The organism is Amycolatopsis circi, from assembly GCF_003385235.1.
GTDB lineage: Bacteria > Actinomycetota > Actinomycetes > Mycobacteriales > Pseudonocardiaceae > Amycolatopsis > Amycolatopsis circi.
Window position 1 is genome coordinate 26,695 of the sequence record NZ_PQIA01000065.1, and the last position, 20,234, is coordinate 46,928.

Annotated in this window: 11 protein-coding genes; 8 read left to right on the forward strand and 3 right to left on the reverse strand. The window is 70.6% G+C overall.

Translation table 11 applies throughout. The annotated features are described in order from the left end of the window. From D0D37_RS25530 to D0D37_RS25545, 4 genes are all read left to right on the forward strand, one after another. On the forward strand, positions 1-2,991 hold the full coding sequence (locus tag D0D37_RS25530; protein ID WP_116203100.1) for a hypothetical protein: 2,991 nt from the start codon (positions 1-3) through the stop codon (positions 2,989-2,991). Between the two features lie 382 nt (positions 2,992-3,373). Next, positions 3,374-3,901 carry a hypothetical protein gene (locus D0D37_RS25535; RefSeq protein WP_116203101.1) on the forward strand — a complete coding sequence of 176 codons (528 nt, stop codon included), beginning with the start codon at positions 3,374-3,376 and terminating at the stop codon, positions 3,899-3,901. Between the two features lie 9 nt (positions 3,902-3,910). After that, positions 3,911-4,723, forward strand: a complete 813-nt coding sequence (locus D0D37_RS25540; protein WP_244223673.1) for a DUF3592 domain-containing protein — start codon at positions 3,911-3,913, stop codon at positions 4,721-4,723. A 22-nt stretch (positions 4,724-4,745) separates the two neighbouring features. Then, complete coding sequence (locus D0D37_RS25545; protein ID WP_116203112.1) at positions 4,746-5,747, forward strand: hypothetical protein; 1,002 nt, start codon at positions 4,746-4,748, stop codon at positions 5,745-5,747. Here the strand turns inward: D0D37_RS25545 and D0D37_RS25550 are convergent, their stop codons facing one another. Further along, positions 5,748-6,917 carry a PucR family transcriptional regulator gene (locus D0D37_RS25550; RefSeq protein ID WP_116203102.1) on the reverse strand — a complete coding sequence of 390 codons (1,170 nt, stop codon included), beginning with the start codon at positions 6,915-6,917 and terminating at the stop codon, positions 5,748-5,750. Positions 6,918-6,997: 80 nt separating this feature from the next. Between D0D37_RS25550 and D0D37_RS25555 the strand changes: the two genes are divergently transcribed. Genes D0D37_RS25555 through D0D37_RS25570 form a run of 4 tightly spaced genes read left to right on the forward strand, consistent with a single transcriptional unit; the run spans position 6,998 to position 12,909 of the window. Beyond that, complete coding sequence (locus tag D0D37_RS25555; RefSeq protein ID WP_244223674.1) at positions 6,998-9,046, forward strand: acetate--CoA ligase family protein; 2,049 nt, start codon at positions 6,998-7,000, stop codon at positions 9,044-9,046. Then, positions 9,039-10,358, forward strand: coding sequence for an alkyl sulfatase dimerization domain-containing protein (locus D0D37_RS25560; protein WP_116203104.1), 1,320 nt, complete (start codon positions 9,039-9,041; stop codon positions 10,356-10,358). The genes D0D37_RS25555 and D0D37_RS25560 overlap by 8 nt, the downstream gene beginning before the upstream one ends. A gap of 47 nt (positions 10,359-10,405) precedes the next feature. Continuing rightward, a complete protein-coding gene (locus D0D37_RS25565; RefSeq protein ID WP_116203105.1) occupies positions 10,406-11,728 on the forward strand; it encodes an MFS transporter in 1,323 nt (440 codons plus the stop codon). Continuing rightward, positions 11,728-12,909 (forward strand): alkyl sulfatase dimerization domain-containing protein, encoded by a 1,182-nt coding sequence (locus D0D37_RS25570; RefSeq protein ID WP_116203106.1) that lies wholly within the window; start codon positions 11,728-11,730, stop codon positions 12,907-12,909. The genes D0D37_RS25565 and D0D37_RS25570 overlap by 1 nt, the downstream gene beginning before the upstream one ends. An 86-nt stretch (positions 12,910-12,995) precedes the next feature. Here D0D37_RS25570 and D0D37_RS25575 read toward each other — a convergent pair whose 3' ends face one another. Together D0D37_RS25575 and D0D37_RS25580 are read right to left on the reverse strand one after the other, a co-directional pair. Beyond that, positions 12,996-14,213, reverse strand: a complete 1,218-nt coding sequence (locus tag D0D37_RS25575) for a cytochrome P450 (RefSeq protein ID WP_116203107.1) — start codon at positions 14,211-14,213, stop codon at positions 12,996-12,998. Continuing rightward, on the reverse strand, positions 14,210-19,927 hold the full coding sequence (locus D0D37_RS25580) for a type I polyketide synthase (RefSeq protein ID WP_116203108.1): 5,718 nt from the start codon (positions 19,925-19,927) through the stop codon (positions 14,210-14,212). Before D0D37_RS25580 ends, D0D37_RS25575 begins: the two co-directional genes overlap by 4 nt. Between the last annotated feature and the right edge of the window lie 307 nt (positions 19,928-20,234).

The window sequence follows — 20,234 nt, forward strand, 5'->3', positions numbered from 1 at the left end:
GTGCTCGTCGGGTTTCCGCCGCCGCTCGCGCCGCCGGACCGTCCGCCGCCCCCGGAGCTGGCCGACGCGGTTTCGCACGGCTACAACTGCCGTTGCGTCGCAAGGCATTTCGACCTCGACCCGGCGGCTTACCAGGAACTGTCCGCGTGCACGCTGACCGAAGCCGAGTACGATGCCCTCCTCACCGAAGCCTTCGCCGTCCAGACCGAGGCCAAGCAACTCGCCGCGGCGCGGGACGTCGCCGGTGCGCAACGGGCCTACGCACGGATGCGCCAGCTCGCCCAGCAACTCGACCGCGTCAGCCTCGAAGTTGCCGCTGTCAGCGATCTGGCCACCGTCTGCTATTCCGCGGGCGACCTCCGCAACGCGCGCCAGTGCGCGGAAGCCGTGCTCGGCGTCTTCACCGTGAGCACCGCCGCCATCGTCCACTTCGGACAGTACGCCGAGCTGCGGATCATCGAAGGTTCCCGCGAGGTAGCGGAACGCGCCCTCATCTCACTGTCCACTGAGGAGGGTGACCTCGACCGGGCGCGCGAGCTGCTCGCCGGTCAACGACGGCGCGCGGCGTTCCGGAAGGCCGCCGAAACCGGCCAGTTCCCCCGCGAGCAGCTCGACCCGCACGGTGCCGACGAACTGGAACTGCGCATTCTCGAAGTCCGTGTGCAAGTGGCCGCCGGGGATCCGGCCGGGGCGCGCGACGCGATCGACCACATCCTGACCGACCTGGACCGCATCGCGGACGTCGACGAGGTCCGCGACCAGGTGACGTCGCTGCAGGCAATGGCACGGGCCGAACGCGCCCGCATCCGCCAGGCAGGCGGCGAGGAAGCGGACGCGACGGCGGACCTGCTGCGGCTCGCCACCCGGCACGAGGGCCCAGCGGCCGCGAAATTCGCCATCGGGCTCGCCGAAACCCGCGCGCTCGACGGGGATCTCCCCGGCGCGATCGCGGCCATTGTCAAAGCCAGGGACGAACTCGCCGCCGCCGGAGTAACCGGTGACGTCGCCGAGGCAAGCTACGCGCTGGGCACGTTGCTGCTGCTCGCCGGCGAGGCCACGCAGGCGCGAGACCAGTTCGAACACGCGGGAAAGCTGTGGTCGGCGAACGGCGACACTCCGGGCGCGCGCCGGCTCGCGTCGGCGCTGGCTCGGTGTGCGGCGGCCGAGGGCGACTGGCCGTCCGCGGAGGAACACGTGACCCGGCTCCGGACGGCGGCCCGCGAGTCGGGCGAATGGCTGGAGTGCCTGCGAGCCGATTACCTGTCGGCCACGATCGGCTACGGGCGCGGCGAAGACCCGCGAGCGGTGCTCGACCTGCTGCTGCCGGTGGCCCTCGCCGCGCAGGAGTACCGGTTCGCCTTCGCGTCGGCCCAGGCACGCACCGCGTGGGCGAACAGCGTCGCGGGCCCGGCGACGGAACTGCTGATGGTCCTGCTGACCCAGCTCGGGGAAACGCGCCTGACGGCCGAACTGATCGAACGCGCCTGCGCCGTCGGGGCGTATCCCGAAGACCGCTCCCTGAACTTGACCGGTGAACTCCCCGCGCTGGCGGCACTGCCCGCCGAGACCGATCAGCTTCCCTTGGCAGCACTGGGTTCGGTCACCTCGTCGCTCCCGCTGCGCCTCGCCCCGCCGCCCGGACTGCGCTGGTCGCCGTCCTCGCCGATGGAGCTGGACGCCTGGTCCCGGCTGGCCGCCGAACGGTACGGGTGCGCCTCGGCGACGGGGACCGTCGAGACGTGGCCCGCCGCCGAACCCGGTCGCGATACGTTCATCCTGCGCTATGTCGACGCCGGGCACACCTACCTCAGCTGGCGCACCACCAGCGATCTCGACACCGTCCACACGCACCCGATCGACGCCGACCTCGTCGAAACGGCACGCGGATTCCTGGCCGAGGCTTCCCCGACGCCGCGCGAAGGCGAACGGGTCGCCGACGCCGTCCGTCGTTCGCTCGAGGCCTTTTCCGCCGGAGAACAACGCCTTGCCCGCGTCCTAGCCCTCAACCTCCTGCCCGCCGATCTCGTCGCACAACTCCGGCGGACCACGCGTCCACTGCTGCGAATCCAGCCGTCCCCAGCGCTCGCCGGGGTCCCGTGGGGCCTGCTCGCGCTGCCGGATCGACGCCCGGACCACGTGCTCGACGCCGACGAGGTCGACACCTGCTTCGACAGCGACGTCCGGATCCTCGACCTCGCCGACGTCTCCCTGCTCGCCCCCGCCGGAATCCCGCGCCGCGAGCCAGCCGCCGCCGGACCGCCCGTCTACCTGCTCGATCCGCGGATCCCCGGCCAGAGCGCGTTCGGCGAACTGGGGTCCGTGCTCGGCAAGCAGGATGCGACCTCGCCGCTGATCCGCCACCTGGACGAGCGACTCGCCACCGGCCCAGTCCGCCCCTCCGTCGCACACGGCCTGGACCTGGTCCGCCGAACCGACACCGACCGGCGGCTTTTGGCCGAACTGCTGGCCGAACCGTGCTCGCGGCTGGTGTTCGCGGGGCACGTCAGCCGCATCCAGGACGTTCACGGTGCGCAGACCGCGCTCCATTTGTCCTGCTCGGCCGACCTGCCCGGCACCGCCGCACCGATCGGGGCGCACCGGCCGTTCACCGCCGCCGACCTAGCACTGTCCGAAGTGGACATGCCCGCGCGAGTCGCGCTGATCGGCTGCGCCAGCGCGAGCGACTTCGGCCTGCCGGAACCGTTCGGCGTGCTCCTCGCCGCCGTCGCCGCCGGAGCCGGGCTGGTCGCCGCGACGGTCTGGGCTTTGCCGACCTCGGCCGCGGTTCCCGGTGCGGATCCGATGGCCGAGCTGCTCATCGCCGTCGACACCGCACTCGCCGGACCGGATCCGGTCGCCGAACTGTGCGCATGGCAGCGGACCCGGCTCGCCCGCTGGCGCGAACAGCCGGAGCCGGGCCGGTCGCCGGTCTTCTGGGCGGCCTTGACCTGCCTGGACGCCACTGACGACGGGAAGACCTGGGCTAGATAGCAACCCGTCCGCCACACCAGCCGAACCGAACACCGCAGCTCCGCCCCTCGCTCTCTGAGCAGCCATGTCCCGCGTCGCTACCACAGCCGACGGCGAAACTTGGGTTCGGTGGCAGACCCACCCCGCAGTCTGTGGCCATCGCTCCCGGGACACGAACCAGCCCTCGCACCGTCTTCCGGGCACCCCTGACCTGTGTCCGCCAACGGCGGCAAGACCGTGGCCAACCGCCGGAACGCCGCCGTCCGCGCCGCACCCACTCCCCCGGTCGTCCCGGACAGCCCTGACCAGCCTCGATACCACCGACGACAGCGAAACTTGGGTTCGGTAGCACCCCGCCCGCCCGAAGCTGTGTCCAGCACACCGGCACAGCGAAAGGCATCCCATGTTCAAGAAGATCCGCGACAAGATCAACGAAGCCACCCAGCAGGGCATGGCCCGCGGCGCGCAGGACTTCCGGCAGCACGCCGAGCAGTTCCGCCAGGCGGCCGCCGCGCAGGGGCACGACATCACCCCGCAGCTGCCGACTCCGCAGCTGGCCGCGCAGGCGTTCCGCAACATCGCAGCCGACCCGGAGACGGCCGCGTTCCTGGCGCTGCCGATGGAGGAGCAACTGCGCCAGCAGCAGGAACTCCAGGCCTACGGCACCGAACTGCGCCGCCTCTACGACACCGGCGAGAAGGCCACCCTCGTGATCCGCGCGCTGGAGCCGACGGGCCGCACGGTCGCCGGGCAGGCGCAGTACACCGCCACTCTGGAGGTCACCCGCGCGGACGGCATGATGTACCGGACGGTCACCCCGCTGATCACCCCGCAGGCGACGATCCAGCAGTACGCGCCCGGCACCCGGCACGAAGCCCTGCTCGACCCCGCTGACCCGGCGAAGGTCGCCGTGTTCGGCCCGATCGCGTAGGCGGCCGCGATGTTCAGTTCCTTCGCGTTCGGCTTGGCGGACGATCCTGAAGAAACCCGTGCGTCGAGCCGACGGTTGTGGCTGCTCGGGATTCCCACGACGCTCGCCTGGGCCGTCGCGGGATGGTCTGGCGCGCTCGGGCTGCTGGACAACTTCCGGCTGATGTCGTTGAACCGCGTCGGCGCGTGGGGGGCCGACGCGGGACCGGCGGCTTCGCTCGTGTTGTTCTTCAGCCTGTCGGTCACGGTGGCGTCGTCGCTCGGCTTCGCGATGCTGTGGGGCGGCGGAATGTCGTTGCGCCGCATGGGCCTCAGCTTCCGGGCAAGCTCGCTCGCCGCAGCACTCGGGGTGACGCTGGGCAGCGGCGTGGCGGCTCCGTCGTGGACGGCACCGGAATCCGTGGGCGAACGGCTGCCCTTCCTCGACGGCAAGGCCGAGCCGTGGTCCGATGTGGACTGGGTCGTCTATTACGAGCCGTTTCTGGTGCCCGCGGTGGCCGGGCTCATCGCACTGGTCCTGATCGTGGTGCTGCTGCGGTCTTTCCTGCGCGCGGCCGAGGCAGACGATCGCGAACAGGCACTGCTCCACTGCGGTCGCCAGGTGACCGGGACTCTCACCCGCGTGGAGTTCACGAACGTCTGGGTCATGGGAAATCCGCGGTTCACCGTCCACGTGCGGTTTCCCACCGAAACCGGCGAACGCGAGGTCGTCGCGACCATGATCACGTCCATCTTCCAAGCCCCTTCGCCGGGTTCCGCGGTGCAGGTCCGCTACGACCCGAAGGATCCGAAAGCCGTTCTGGTGGAACCGATTTCCCTCTGACCGCCGAGAAGGGACTACTTTCATGGCAGCCCTCCGCACGATCGCCTTCGGCTTCCTGACCGGCTTGGCGATCGGAGCGACCCTGTGCTCGCTCGTCGTCGGCATCATCGTCGAGAGCGTTCCGTTGTTCGTAACCGGGCTGGGAATTTCGCTCGGCTACGGCATTCTCGTCTACCTCGGCGGCATTCCGCGACGCGCTCGCGAGGCGGCGGTGGGTCCCGTAGTGGCGCTCGCGCGGATCGAAAGCCTCCGCGCCGGAGGCACCGAAACGGGCGATCTCCCGGTCGAATTCGTCCTCACGGTCGCGCCGGACGGGGCACCGTCCCATCGCGTGGCGGCGACCCACACCGTCAACCTGGTCGATCTTCCCAGTTACCGCAAGGGCGACGTCCTGGTGGTCTGCTACCCGCCGGATCGGCCGTGGAAGGTGCGGCTCGTGGCCAACCCGTCGCCGGAATGGCAGCGCCGGGCGGCGAACGCGGTCATCGAGCCTGCGGCCGAGTCCGCTTTGGTCCACCCGCCGCCGGAAGGCTGCGTCGCCGGTGTCCTCACCCTCGTCGGACTGCTGCTCGCCGTGGGTGCCGTCCTCGGGCTCTTCCGGGTCGAACTCTTCGCGCCAGAAGAAACCAGCGCCCCGGAGCCGCCTCCCGCGTCGTCCACGGTGACCTCTTCGGGTTCCGCGACGGTCGAGGTCGGCCCGGACCAGTCGTTGCTGGACGAGGGAGAGCTGCGCCGCGCCGTCGACGGGCTGGCCCAAAGCACTGACGTCTCGCAGACGCTGACCGCGGTCGTCCAGGAGCACCGGCTGACGGTCGTCTTCGCACCGAGCGGCGCCCAGGTTCCGCGCTTCGACCTCCGCACCCTGCCGGTCAACGAGATTCCGGGCCTGGTCCGGAAAGCCTTGCGAACCATCGACGTCGGCACGCCGCAGACCTGGCAGGTCACCGTCGTCCAGTTGCCTTCGGCTCGCACCGTCCGAGTCACAGTGACCGGTCCCCGCGGCAGCGGTTCTCTCGCCGGGTGATCAGCCCGCCAAGCCCAGCGACGCGCCGAGCAGCAAAAGCCCTTTGGCCGTACGCGGATCCGCGCCGGTCAGGTTGGCGATGCGCGACAGGCGATTGTCCACTGTGTTCGGATGGACATGCAGCTTCCGCGCGGTCTCACGACGGTTGAAGTCGGTGTCGAAGTATGTCCGGAGCGTCGTCGTCAAGTCAGGCTCACCGTCCAGTCGTGCCGCCAGCGCACGCAGCTGAGGGGTCGCCGCGCTGTCGTGGTTGAGCTGGTATTCGAAGAGGTGTTCCGCGAGCACCGCAACGGAGTCGGGGACCGTATTCAGCCGCAGCAGCCGCTCGGCTTCCGCCACTGCCGCCGGGATTTCCGACAACTCGGCAGCGTGGGCGAAGGCACCGGTGATCTCCACGCCGGTCGTCTGATGCGCTCGCGGAACCGCCTGCCGGGCCGCGATCAGTGCCGTCTCCTGACTGTCCGAAGTGGACGGGATCAGCAGCAGTCCGCCGTCCGGCTCCAAGGCGGCCAGCACGTCTCCGGACAGTTCTCGGTGCAGGTGCTGGAGCAGCAACCGCGCCTTCCGCTGTCCGGCCAGATGACGGCCGACCGCGTCGCCGACCGAATCCGCCGGGTCCGCGGCGAACCGCAGCGCCAGCACGCCGTACGCCGGAGCGAGCCGGACGTCGGCCGGTTCCGGAACCACCTCCCCCGCCGCCAGCCGCCGGACCAGCGCCCGTGCCGCCTCGCGCTGTTCGTGGTCCGCGGTCTGGAATTCCTTCTGGTGCGCCCGCACGGCCGCGTTCAGCACCTGGTGCAGGCACTTCAGCAGCACCGCGGTCGTCTCGCCGGGCGGCGACCCGCCGGAGAGGTCCTGGACCTCCGCCCACACCTCCTCGGCCGCCAGCAGGTACGCGTGCACGAACTCGCTGACCGGCAGCCCCTCCGAGCCCCGTTCCCGGCCCCGCTGGCGGAACAGTTCCAGTTCGTCCTCGCGAAGCCCGGTCCCCTCCCGCGCCGCGCGCGCGAACATCCGGCCGAACTCGCGGCACGTGTGCGCCATGTGCAGGTGCAGGGCCGCGGGCGCCTCGCCCCGGTAGTGCGGGGAGGTCTCGACGTACCGGCGGATCGTCCGCTCGGCCGCCTTCGGCAGCCGGTGCTCGAAGCTGCGCCACGACAGTTGTGACATGTCACAGCACGGTAGCCGAAAACCTGGGCAATGTGCGCTACCAGCTGGATCTGCCAGCGGCGACAGTTGGGGTTGTGTCCATGACCGCGATCACAGGAGGCCCCGGACCCATGCGCTGCGAGCCGCTGTTCCGCCCGAAGTCGGCCGCCGTGGTCGGCGTGTCCGCGACCACCGCGCTGTCCTGGGGACGGATCGCGCTGGACCGGCTGCTGCGCGGCGGCTACGGCGGCGAGGTCTTCGCGGTCTCCCGCGGCCCGCTCGACCTGCCCGGCGTGCGGACGGTCGGCTCCCTCTCCGAGATCGGGTACCGCCCGGACCTCGTGGTCCTCGCGACCCCGGCGGAAACAGTCCCGGGACTGGTCCGGCAGGCGCGCGAACTCGGCTCCGGCGCGGTCATCGTCTTCGCGTCCGGGTTCGCCGAGGGCGGCAACACCGCGCTGGAGGACGAACTGCGCGAGGCCGCCGGTGACCTGCCGGTGCTGGGTCCGAACTGCCTCGGCGTCGTGAGCCACCCCGCCGGCGTGCAGCTGTCCACGACCGTTTTCCTCGACCGCGAACGTGTGCCGCCGGGCCCGATCGCGATTGTCACGCAGAGCGGCGCGATGGGGTTCGTGCTCGCCGACCTGCTCGAACAGGCCGGGATCGGCTACTCCTACTACGCGAGCGTCGGGAACGAAGCCTGTCTGTCCGGCCACGAAATCGGCAGCTATCTGCTGGACCAGCCGGACGTCGAGGTGCTCGTGCTCTACCTCGAAGGCGTGCGCGACGCGAACGGCCTCCGCGAGCTTGGTCGTCAGGCGCGAGCGGCGGGAAAGACCGTGGTGGCCCTCGCGGTGGGCAGCAGCGCCGCCGGTCGGCAGGCAGCCTTGTCGCACACCGCGGCCGTCGCCGGTGATCACTTCCTTCTCGCCTCGCTGTGCCGCCAAGAGGGCATTCACCTGGTCACGGACGACGACCAGCTCGTGGACGCGGTGCTCTGCGCGCGCAAAGGCACGACGTTGCCCCCGGCACCACGGCTCGCGGTCTTGACGATGTCCGGCGGCGCGGGCGGCATCCTCGCCGACAACCTCACCGCGCTGGGCGTCCGGATCCCGCCGCTGTCCGGTGCGACGCGCGCGAAGCTCGCCGAGGTCGGCGGGGTCGAGGCGGCCGACGAGAACCCCGTCGATCTCGGCGGCAACATCGACCGCTGGCTCGACCGGGTCGGCGAGCTGCTCGGCGCGCTCGACGAAGACCCGGAACTGGACGGCGTCGTGCTGTATCTGACGTTCGGCGATCGGTTCCGCGAGGCTTACCACCGGCTGGCCGCGGCCGCCGCTGAGATGTGGACGCCGACGTGGTTCGTCTGGGCCTGCGCGCCGCCCGGCGAGCTGGCGAACCTCGGGCGGCCGGACACTGTGCTGCCCAGCATCGGTGCCCTCGTGCGTCGGCTACGAGTGCTGGTCCCCGACCGAGTCCCCGAACCCACGCACCACATCACCGGCGACGACCGTCCAGTGTGGACTGAGTTGAGATCCATTCCGCTGCTGGAAGACGCGGGCATCGCGCACGTCGACACCGTCGCCGGGACCGATCTCGCCTCCGCAGTTCAGCACCACGGCTGGCCGGGACCGTACGTGGTCAAAGGCGATGCCGCCGACGTGCCGCACCGAGCCCGCGCTGGGCTGGTCCGTGTCGGCGTCACCGCAGCCGAACTGCCAGCGGTGCTGGAGACACTCCAGGCCCGCCTGGACGAGGTCTCCACCGACCCGGACCGCACCCTTGTCGTGCAACCGCTTCTGCCGCATACCGCCGAACTCGCCCTCGGCGCGACGCGAGATCCGTTGTACGGCACCGCGATCGTCCTTGGCGCGGGTGGCGACCGTGCCGAAGACCCCACCGCGCCCCGTCGCGCGCTGCTGCTCCCGGCCGGACCGGAGCAACGGGCCGAACTGGCGGAATGGGCTGGCGACGTCCTCGCCGCACCGGTCCCCGCCGTCGCCGCCGCGATCGACGGGCTGATCCGCATCCTCGACGACCACCCGGAATTCGCCGAGGCCGACCTCAACCCGCTCTGCGTCACCGGCGACGACCTGATCGCCGTCGACGCGCTGTTCACCGAGACCGCTCAGGAGGCATCCAGTGACTGACCTGCTCGACTACGCGGACAAAGTCTGGCGAGGCGAGGCCGACACCCGCGTCTACCACACCGGCACGCTGCGCAAGGATGGTCTGCACGAGCTGGCCGAGGGCGTCTGGATGTGGCCGGCGTTCGGCAACGTCTTCCTCTTCCCCACCGACGAAGGCCTGTTCTGCTTCGACACCGGCGAACGCCGCACCGCGAAAGACCTCTTCGGCGCGACTCGCGCCCGCACCGACGCGCCGCTGCACACCGCCGTCTACTCGCACGGCCACATCGACCACGTCTTCGGCGTCGGCCCGTTCGATCTCGAGGCCGAGGAACGCGGCTGGCGTCGCCCGTCCGTGCTGGCCCACGAAAACACGCCGCCGCGTTTCGAACGGTACGACCGCACCCGCGGCTACAACACGGTGATCAACCAGCGGCAGTTCCAGTCCCCCGGCTTCCGCTGGCCCGACCGGTACCGGCATCCGGACGTCACCTACCGCGACACCACGACGTTGCGGATCGGCGACCTCGACGTCCAGCTGAAGCACGGCCGCGGCGAAACGGACGACGCGACGATCGCGTGGCTCCCCGACCGGAAAATCCTGTGCTGCGGCGACTTTTTCATCTGGTCCTCCCCCAATCCGGGCAATCCGCAGAAGGTGCAGCGCTACGCCGCCGAGTGGGCGCAGGCGCTGCGCTGGATGGCCGGGCTCGGCGCGGAACTGCTGCTGCCCGGACACGGCGTGCCGATCGTCGGCGCCGACCGGATCCGCACCGCGCTGACCGACACCGCCGAGTTCCTCGAAACCCTGCACGACCAGACCGTGGACGCGATGAACGCCGGCGCCACGCTCGATGAGGTGGTGCACGGCGTCACCGCGCCCGCCGAACTGCTGGCCAAGCCGTATCTGAAACCGTCCTACGACGAGCCGGAGTTCGTCGTCCGCAATGTCTGGCGGCTCTACGGCGGCTGGTACGACGGCAACCCGGCCAACCTCAAACCCGCCCGCCGCGCCGAACTGTCTCGCGAACTCGCCGACCTCTCCGGCGGCTCCGACCGGCTGGCCGCGCGGGCGCGGGAACTGCTCGCCGCCGGGGAACACCGGCTGGCCGGGCACTTCGCCCAGCTCGCGGTAGACGCCGCGCCGGAGGACGAGACCGCGCACACCGCCCGCGCGGAAGTGTTCACCGCACTCGAAAAAGCCGCGACCTCGACGATGGCGAAGGGCGTTTACGCCTGGGCCGCCGCCGAATCCCAGGCCGTGCTCGACGGCACCGACCGCGCCGAACAACTCCGCACCCGCACCGCGGGACGCACCCGCTGGGCCTTCTGACCCGCCACCACCCCGTCCGACAACGACGTTGAAATGGGGATCCCACGATGAACGCTCCCGCTCTCCCCGCCGAAGCCGCCGCCGGACGGCGCACCCGCGGCACCAGCGCCCGCGGCTGGGTCGTCACCGGGCTGCTGCTGGTGTTCATGCTGATCAACTTCGCGGACAAGGCCGTGCTGGGCCTCGCCGCGAAACCGCTGATGCACGATCTCGGCCTGACGCCCGAGTCGTACGGCTTGATCAGCAGCGGGTTCTACTTCCTGTTCAGCATTTCGGCGATCGTGGTCGGCTTCGTGTCGAATCGAGTGTCGACGAAGTGGATCCTGCTGGTGCTGGGCGTGGTCTGGGCGCTGACGCAGGCCCCGATGCTCGGCACCGTCGGTTTCGGCGCGGTGCTGGTCAGCCGGATCGTCCTCGGCGCGGCCGAGGGCCCGGCGAATCCGCTGGCCATGCACGCGGCGTACAAGTGGTTCCCCAACGAGAAACGCGGCTTGCCGAGCGCGTTGCTGAACGCGGGTTCCGGCATCGGCGTGGCGCTGGCGTCGCCGCTGCTGACCGCGTTGATCGTCGGCTACGGCTGGCGGTGGGCGTTCTTCGCGCTGCTCGTCGTCGGCCTGGTGTGGTCGTTGCTGTGGGCGATCTTCGGGCGGGAGGGGAAGGTCGCCGGAACCGCGTCCGTGCACGCGGCCGAGGCCAAGTCCGAAGCGGACGAACCCCGCGTGCCCTACCGCCGGATCCTGCTGAACGGCACGTGGCTCGGCGGTTTCCTGGCCGGTTTCGCCGCGTACTGGGCGCTGTCGGTGCTGGTCGCGTGGGTTCCGCATTACCTGGAAACGGTGTTGCACTACAGCACGGTGACCACCGGGACGCTGGTCGCGCTGCCATGGATCGCGTCAGTCGTGTTCAACCTCGCCCAGGGCACGCTCAGCGACCGGCTGATGCGGCGCGGCGTGTCGAGCCGGGTCGCGCGCGGCGTGCTCGGCGGCGTCGCGGTGCTGATCTCCGGTCTCGCGATGCTGCTGTTCCCGCACACCGGGGGCTGGTTCCAGATCGCGCTGCTGACCGTCGCGTTCAGCCTCGGCGGGGTGGTTTTCGCGCTCGGCGTCACGATGAACGCCGAGATCAGCCCGACCCGGCAGCGCGGCGCGGTGCTGTCCATCAGCGTCGGCCTGGTCACCACCGCCGGACTGCTCGCCCCGTACCTCACCGGACGGCTCATCCAGGCCGCTTCGTCGCCCGGCGGCGGCTTCACGCTCGCCTTCACGATCAGCGGCCTGCTGTCCATTGTGGGCGGTCTGCTGGCTGTGTTCTTCGTCAACCCAGACCGCACCGCGCGGCGGCTCGGACTCCGTACCGAGGTGGTCGGCTGATGCCTTTCCAAGACACTAAAAACCCGCTCTTCGGCAGCGGCGAGATCACGGAGGTCGCCCCCGGGGTCCGCTCGATCGGATTGCAGGGCAACAGCCTCGCGGTGAAAACCGCTTCGGGGCTCGTCGTGGTCGACACCGGGCCGTCTCCGGACCTCGTCGCGCCGGTGCTCGACCAGTTGTCCGAACCGGTGCGCTGGATCGTCTACAGCCACGGGCATCTCGGCTACAACTACGGCGTGCCCGGGTTCTTCGACTACGCCGCGGCGCATGGCGAACGCCGCCCGACCGTCGTGGCGCACGAGAATGTCGTCCGCCGCTATCAGCGGTACCTGGAGACCGCTGGGTTGCAGAACCACATCAACACCCGGCAATTCCGCCGCCCGATGGCGGACCTGACGGCCCCTCCGCCGATCACGTTCCCCGACGAGACCTACCGGGAAGCACTGACGCTGACCCCGGACGTCCGGCTGTTGTGGGCACCGTCCGAAACGGACGACGTGACCGCCGTGTGGCTGCCTGAACAGCGGGTTTTGTACGGCAGTGCCGCGGTGATCAACGGCATCCCCAACATCGGCACGCCCATGCGGACCATGCGCGACACCGTCCGGTGGGCGGACACTTTGGATCGGCTGGCCGCTTTGAACCCAGCCGTGCTGGTACCGGAGTTCGGCCCGGTCGTCCGCGAGGATCCGGTCCGGCAGCTCACCATGACCGCGGCCGCGCTCCGGTGGCTGCGGAGTGCGGTCGTGGACCAGCTCAACCGGGGCCGGCGGGTGGACGACATCGTGCACGATCTCCGGTATCCGGCCGAACTGTTCGACGTGCCGTGGATGCGCGAGCACTACGGGCACCGCGAGTACATCGTCCGCGATATCGTGCGCTCGGAAACCGGCTGGTGGGACGGGAATCCGACTACCCTGCACCCGTCCCGTCCGGACGTCGCGGCCGCTGCCCGGGCGGAGGCGATCACGGACAAGCAGGCCGTGCTCGACCAGGCTGAGCGGCTGCGCGCGGACGGGCGGGCGCAGGAAGCGTTGCACGTCATCGACCTTCTGGCGCTCGCGCCTGGGGACGACCCGCTGGTCAAGCAGGCGCGAGCGGTGAAGGAGGAGCTGTGCGCGGCGCGGGCGGCAGAGGCTAGCAGTTACGTGTCGCGAAGCTTCTACCGCAGCGGCTGGTGACGCAACGGCTCTTCGAACGTCCGTGAAGGACTCCTTGAGGGAACCAGATTCCCTCAAGGGGCCCTTCACGGACCTTTGCGGGAGCGTCACTGCGCGGGCAACGCCTCGGTCCAGGTCAGCTCCAGCCGTTCGGGTCCCCGCTGCCGCCGCGCGCTCAGCCACGGCACCTCGGCCGCGTCCACCGCCAGCCCCAGGTCCGGGAACCGGGCCAGCAGCGTCCCCAGCGCGACCTGCAGTTCCAGCCGCGCCATCTGGGCGCCCAGGCAGTGGTGCGGGCCGTGGCCGAAGCCGACGTGGTGGTTGCGCGGCCGGGCGAGGTCGAGGTCCTCCGGGCACGCGAACACAGTCGCGTCGCGGTTGGCTCCGTCCACGTCGGCGAACACCGCCTCGCCCTTGCGGATCAGCTGGCCGCCGATTTCGACGTCCTCGCTGGCGATGTGCGCGAAACTGGCGCTCGCGCTGAGCGGGACGAACCGCAGCAGTTCCTCGACCGCCGAAGGCATCAGGCCGGGGTCCGAGCGCAGCCGGGCCAGCTGCTCCGGATTGGTCAGCAAGGTGTAGAGCAGGTTGGAGATGTGGTTCGCGGTCGTCTCGTGGCCGACTGCCAGGATCCCGCCGGACAGGTCGATCAGCTCGCCCTCGGACAGGCGGCCCTCGTCGTCGCGGGCTCGCACCAACGCGCCGATCAAGTCGTCGGTGGGAGTTTCCCGGCGCTCAGCGACCAGACCGGCGATGTAACCCCACAGTTCGCGCTGCGCGGTCATGATCGCGCTGTGGTCCGAACCGTCGCCGCTGAGCATCAGCATGGTGTCGGTCCACGTGTGCACCTTCTCGCGATCCTCTTGCGGCACACCGAGAAGCTCGCACAGCGCGGTGATCGGCAGCGGGATGGAGAACGCCGACACCAGGTCCGCCGGCGGGCCCTGCTCGATCATCCGGTCGATCAGGCCGTCAGTGATTTCCTGGATCCGCGGGCGCAGCGTCTCCACCCGCTTCGGGGTGAACGCGGCCGCGACGAGCCGGCGCAGGCGGGAATGCACCGGCGGGTCCATGGTGATGATCGAGCTTTCGCTTTCGATCGCCTCGGTCCCGCGCGGCGCGTCCTTGCCGACGGTCAGGCTGCGCATCAGCCTCCGGTCCACCAGCACGGCCCGCACGTCCTCGTACCGCGTCGCCAGCCACGCCTCGCCGCCGTACGGCAGCCGCACCCGGCTCATCCCCTGCTGCTCGCGCATTTGACCGTACCGGGCGTCGACAGCCAGCGCGGACGGTGCGAACGGGTACGGGCACACTTCAGTGTTCACGACGAACTCCCAAGTCCGGTAACGGTTTCCACGATCGGTTCTGCCACGGATTCCAGCCACGCGCCGACCGCCGACGCGGTGCTCTCCGCGTCCTCGGCGACGATGCTGAAATGGTCCCCGGGCACGGTTTCCACGCGGTCGGCCCGCGACCACGTCGTCTGCCACGCTGCCCCGGCCACGTCCCCGAAGCTGCTGCCGGAGCGCAGCAGCACCGAGGGGACCCGGAGGTCCGGCGGCCCCGCGGCGGCGAGGAGGCCGAGGTAGCGGCCCATGGCGGTCAGTTGCGCCCGGTCGAATCCGCCGTCGTCCTCGCGGGTCAGCACTTCCCCGGCCATCGCGTGGACGGCGTTCTCGCCCGGGCCGCCGATTTCATAGGTGTCCAGCAGGCACAGGCCCGCCGGAGCACGGCCGGTGCGCGCCAGTTCCGCAGCCACGGCTTCGGCCAGCAGCCCGCCGGACGAGTACCCGAGGAGCGCGAACGGTTCGTCGTCGGCGGCCTCCCGGACCTGATCGGCGAGCACTGCGACGAGCGTGGCGAGGTCGGCCGGGAGCGGTTCGTCCGATGTGAAACCGGGAAGCGACAGCACGGAAACCCGCCGGTCGCCACGGAATGGCGCGGACAAGCGTCCATATTGGACGGCACCGGTCATCGCGGCCGGGGAAGGCACGCACAGCAGCGCGGGACGTCGTGGTCCCTCGGCGAGCCGCACTGGCCGAGCTGCCGCCCTCGGCCCCCGGAACGACTCGCGCAGGTTCGCCGCAGCTCCGAGCAGGGCGACCCCTTCCGGGACCCGGCCCGCGGCCACTGCCTCGGCGAACAGCCGGACGACCGGATCCGCTTGCTTCGGGAACGACGGTTCCTTCGGAGAGTCCGAAAAGGACTCGTCCAGGAAGGCCGCCAGCTCCGCAACGGTCGGATGGTCGAACACCAGGGTCGCACCGAGCGTCAGGCCGGTCAGTTCGGCGAGCCGGTTGCGTACCTGGACCGCGGTGAGCGAGTCGAAACCAAGGTCGGGCAGCGCACGGCCGGGTTCGAGGGTCCCGCGGTGTCCGAGCACGGCCGCGACCTGCGCGCCGACCAACTCTTCCAACCGCTCCCGACGCTCGGCTGGCGGAGTGCGCTGCAGCCGACCTGCGGCGGAACGACCTGCGCGCCGGGGCGTCCGCACGTGGCCGCGAAGCAGCGGCGGGATGTCGTCGCCACGCCACGCGTCGAGCCGCAGCGGAACCAGTACCGGTGCCGGGTCGGCAATGGCCGCGTCGAACAGCGCCAAGCCTGCTTCCTCGGTAAGGCCGCCGGTACGCTCGTCGGAGTTCCACAATCCCCAGGCCAACGACTGTGCGGGCAGCCCGAGATTGTGGCGGTGCTGGACCAGTGCGTCGAGGAACGCGTTCGCCGCCGCGTAGTTCGCCTGGCCCGGTGCGCCGAAGATGCCCGCGGCGGAGGAAAACAGGATGAACCTGTGCACGTAACCGGCGAGTTCGTGCAGGTTCCACGCGGCGGCGGCCTTGGCTTCGAAGACCGCGTCGACCTGGTCCGCACTCAGCGAAGTGAGCATCCCGTCGGCCAGCACGCCCGCCGCGTGCACGATCGCGGTGACCGGGTGTGCGGTCAGCAGCGCGGCTACGGCGGATCGGTCGGCGAGGTCGCAGACCGCCACCTCGGCTCGCGCGCCGAGTGCGGCCAGTTCGCAGGCGAGGCCGTCCCCGCCCCGGCCGGTCCGGCTCGCCAGCACCAGTTCCCGGACCCCGTGGCGACGCACCAGGTGTTCGGCCACCAACCGGCCGAGCTGCCCGGTTCCGCCGGTGATCAGCACCGGGCCTGGTCCCCACTCCGCGCTCTCGACGGCTTCGACGGCGACCAGGCGCGGGGCCAGAATCCGCTTGCCGCGCACGACGACGGCTGGCTCGTTCAAGGTGGCGACCAGGTCGTCGAACGGCGGCGCGTCGGTGTCCAGATGCACGATCCGGCCCGGATGTTCGGTCTGCGCGGAGCGGACCAATCCGGCGACTGCCGCACCGGCCAGGTCCACCGGTTCCCCGGGAAGCCCGGCCGCGTGGCGGGTGAGCACCACGATCCGCCGGTCGTCCGCGAGCGCGGTGCGCAACGCGGCGAGGATCCGGTGGACTTCGTGCTGTGCCGCGACAGCGTCGGCGCCCGGTGACACCACCAGAGCCTGGACGTCCTCCGCTTCTGCAGCGGCGAGCGCGCGTTCAGTCCATTCCGGACGGAGCAACGCGCCCGAGCGAGGAGCCCGCCGAACGCCGGTGACCGGCCGCAGCGCCAGCGAGCCGATCGTGGCCACCGGATTGCCCGCGTAGTCGGACAAGGACAGGGAAACCATGTTCTCTCCCTGCGGTTTCACCCGTACTCGAAGCTCGGAACTGCCTGGCGACCACAAGTCCACTTCGGACCACGAGTACGGCAGGAGTGTCTCCGCGCCGGTCGCCGGACCGAGGCCGATGGCGTGCAGCGCGGCATCCGCCAACGCCGGATGCAGGCCGAACGCGGCAGCATCCAGCACGGCGGATTCCGGCAAGGCGACTTCGGCGAACACCTCGTCCCCGCGCCGCCACGCGGTCTTCAATCCCTGGAACAACGGCCCGTACTCGACGCCGCGCTCGGCGAGAAGCTCGTACATCCCGTCGAGGTCGACCTGCTCGGCCCCGACCGGCGGCCAGGACGGGCCAGCCGCGGGTGCCGGACCAGCCGGAGCCAGCGCGCCGTCGGCGTGCCGCACCCAAGGCGCGTCGCCGGTCTGCGCATAGATGCTCAACGGCCGTACCCCGGCGTCATCAGCCCCGCCGACACGGACCTGAACCCGGACCCCGTCAGCGTCCAGCACCAACGGCGCGTGCACGGTCAGCTCACGAACTCGCGTGTCACCGGCCTCTTCACCGGCGCGCAGAGCGAGTTCCAGGAAGCCGGTACCGGGAAACAGCACCGAGCCGCCGACGGAGTGTCCGGCCAGCCAAGGCTGCGCGGCGGTCGAAATCCGGCCGTGCAGCAGGAATCCGTCGCCGTCGGCCAACGGAACCGCAGCGCCGAGCAGCGGGTGTCCAGCAGCTTCGAGCCCGGTCGCGGACAGGTCTCCCGCGCCGTCCGAGGCGGTCAGCCAGTAGCGTTCCCGCTGGAAGGCATAGGTCGGCAAGTCAACGAGTTTCGCCGAGCGAGGGGCCAAAACCGCTGCCCAATCCAGAGCGACCCCGTCGGCGTGCAACTCCCCGATCGCCTTGGCGATCGCGACGTCCTCGGGCACGTCTCGGCGCAGCGCGGCGACGGCCAGCGGAGCGTCCGGCAACAAGGCGGTCAGCGGCCCATCCGCGCCAAGTTCGAAGAACCGGGTGACGCCTTGGCTCTCCAAGGTGCGGATCGCATCGCCGAACCGGACAGTCCGGCGGATGTTGCGCACCCAGTAGTCCGCGTCGAAGGCTTCGATCGGCTCGCCGGTTACGGTGGAAACGACAGGCAACGCGGGTTCGGCGTACGTAATCCGCGCCGCGATCGCGCGGAACGGCTCCAGAACCGGGTCCATCAGCCGCGAATGGCCGGCCACCGAGAGCGCCAGTCGCTTGGTGCGCCGCCCCGCAGCGGAGAACCGGGCGACGACGGCCAGCGCCGCCGCTTCCTCGCCGGCGACGACGACGGCTCGCGGACCGTTGACCGCCGCGACATCGACCGCTTCCCCGGCGAATTCCTCCGGCTCCGCTTCGATCGCCGCCATCACCCCGCGCGGCTGAGCCTGCATCAACGTTGCCCGCCCTACGACCAGCTCCGCCGCGTCCGCGAGCGACAGCACTCCCGCACAGTGCGCGGCGGCCAGCTCGCCGCCGGAGTGTCCACAAAGGACGTCCGGAAGCAGCTGCCACGATTCGGCCAGCCGGAACAACGCGACCTCGATCGCGAACAACGCCGCCTGGCTGTAACGGAACTCGTCGAGCGCGCCGCCGATCGCCTCCCGCAGCGGACGGTCCAGGTGCCGGTCGAGTTCCGCGCAGGCAGCGGCATAAGCGGCGGCGAACACCGGGTACGCGGCGGCCAGCTCCTCGCCCATGCCCGTCCGGTGCGAACCGGCGCCGGAGAACAGGACCGCCAACGGCCCCTCACCGCGCGCCACCCTGGCGGACGGTCCGTCCAGCCCGGCCAGCAGTTCGTCCCGATCGCGTGCGACGACCACCGTCCGGTGCTCCAGATGGGTGCGTCCGGTCGCGAGAGTCCAGGCGACGTCGGCCGGACGGAGATCCGGCTCCTCGCGCAGCCGCTCGGCCAGCCGTTCCGCCTGCGCCCGCAGTGCCTCGGGATCGTGCCCGCCGAGCCCGACCGGCACCGCCGCCCGCTCGTCCGCGGCGCTTTCCGCGGCTGGCGGCGCTTCCTCCACGACGACGTGCGCGTTCGTCCCGCTCAACCCGAAACTCGAGACCGCACCCCGCCTCGGCCGACTTCCGCGAGGCCACGGCACCGCCTCGGTCAGCAGCTCGACCTCACCGGCGGCCCACTCGATCCGGCTGCTGGGAGCGTCCACGTGCAAAGTCTTCGGCAGCAGCTCGTGCCGCAACGCGAGCCCGAGTTTCACCAGCCCAGCGACGCCGGACGCCGCCTGCGTGTGCCCGAGATTGGACTTCAACGACCCGAGCCGCAGCGGGCCCGCGCCTCCGCGATCCGCGCCGTAGGTGGCCAGAAGTGCCTGCGCCTCAATGGGATCGCCGAGCGGTGTGGCCGTGCCGTGCGCCTCCACGACGTCGATCTGCGCGGCCGACAAGCGGGCCGACGCCAGCGCCTGCCGGATCACCCGGCGCTGCGCCGGACCGTTCGGGGCGGTGATGCCGTTCGACGCACCGTCAGAGTTGACCGCGCTGCCGCGAAGCACCGCCAGGATCGGCCTCCCGGACCGGCGCGCGTCCGAAAGCCGTTGCAGCACCAGCATCACACAGCCTTCAGACCACGCCGTTCCGTCGGCCGACTCGGCGAAGCTCCGGCACCGCGCGCCGCGCGACAACGTGCCGTCCTTGCTGAACTCGACGAACGTACGCGGCGTGGACATCACCGTCGCCCCGCCCGCGAGCGCGAGTTCGCATTCCCCCGCGCGCAGCGCCTGCGCCGCGAGATGCACGGTGACCAGCGACGACGAACAGGCCGTGTCCACCGTGATCGCCGGTCCCTGCAGGCCGAACGTGTAAGCCACCCGGCCGGACACCATCCCGGACGCGGCGAAGCTGCCCGGATAGTCGTGGTACATCACGCCGGTGAACACGCCGGTCCGGCTGCCGCCGAGCGAACGCGGCGGAATTCCGGCCCGTTCCAAGGATTCCCAGCCGGTTTCCAGGAGCATCCGCAGCTGCGGGTCCATCAGCAGGGCGTCGCGCGGGCTGATCCCGAAAAGCCCGGCGTCGAATTCTCCGGCCCCGGTCAGAAACCCGCCCTCGCGCACGGAAATCGACCCCGGCCGGACCCCTTCGGGATCGTAAAGCCGCTCGACGTCCCAGCCCCGGTCGTCCGGGAACCCGCCGATCGCGTCGCCGCCTTCGGAGAGGAGACTCCACAGTTGTTCCGGCGTCTCGATCCCGCCCGGCAGCCGGCATCCCGCGCCGACGATCGCGACCGGTTCCGCTCCCGCGGCCGCGCCCTGCAGCCGCCGATTCTCGTCTTTGAGCCGATGATTCTCCTTCAGCGACGTACGCAATGCGGCGACCAGGTTGCGTTCGGACTCGCTCAACGGCCCCCCAGGGCTAGATGTGCGGCATGACCAGTCCGACATTACGCACCAACGGGATCGCTGCCACCCCCTAGACAATGGGCCCCAGCAGCCGGATTCCGACCGCGGGCACCCGGCTGGTCAGCTCGAGGATCTCCGTTTCCTCGGCAGCGGCACCGGATTCTCGCCGTCGACCGCGCTCCCCCGTTACCTTCTTCGTAGCTCCTGATCAAGGAGTTCGTGGTCGCCAGGCCTGGCATGACTTACTCCCCCAGTCGAACCCATGATCCGGGGGGTGGTGTCACCGGGTTTGGTGGCATCGAGGGAC

Coding starts and splice junctions, on each gene's coding strand:
- D0D37_RS25535 (WP_116203101.1), top strand. CDS start 3,374: ATGTTCAAGAAGATCCGCGACAAGATCAACGAAGCCACCCAGCAGGGC.
- D0D37_RS25540 (WP_244223673.1), top strand. CDS start 3,911: ATGTTCAGTTCCTTCGCGTTCGGCTTGGCGGACGATCCTGAAGAAACC.
- D0D37_RS25545 (WP_116203112.1), top strand. CDS start 4,746: ATGGCAGCCCTCCGCACGATCGCCTTCGGCTTCCTGACCGGCTTGGCG.
- D0D37_RS25550 (WP_116203102.1), bottom strand. CDS start 6,917: ATGTCACAACTGTCGTGGCGCAGCTTCGAGCACCGGCTGCCGAAGGCG.
- D0D37_RS25555 (WP_244223674.1), top strand. CDS start 6,998: ATGACCGCGATCACAGGAGGCCCCGGACCCATGCGCTGCGAGCCGCTG.
- D0D37_RS25565 (WP_116203105.1), top strand. CDS start 10,406: ATGAACGCTCCCGCTCTCCCCGCCGAAGCCGCCGCCGGACGGCGCACC.
- D0D37_RS25570 (WP_116203106.1), top strand. CDS start 11,728: ATGCCTTTCCAAGACACTAAAAACCCGCTCTTCGGCAGCGGCGAGATC.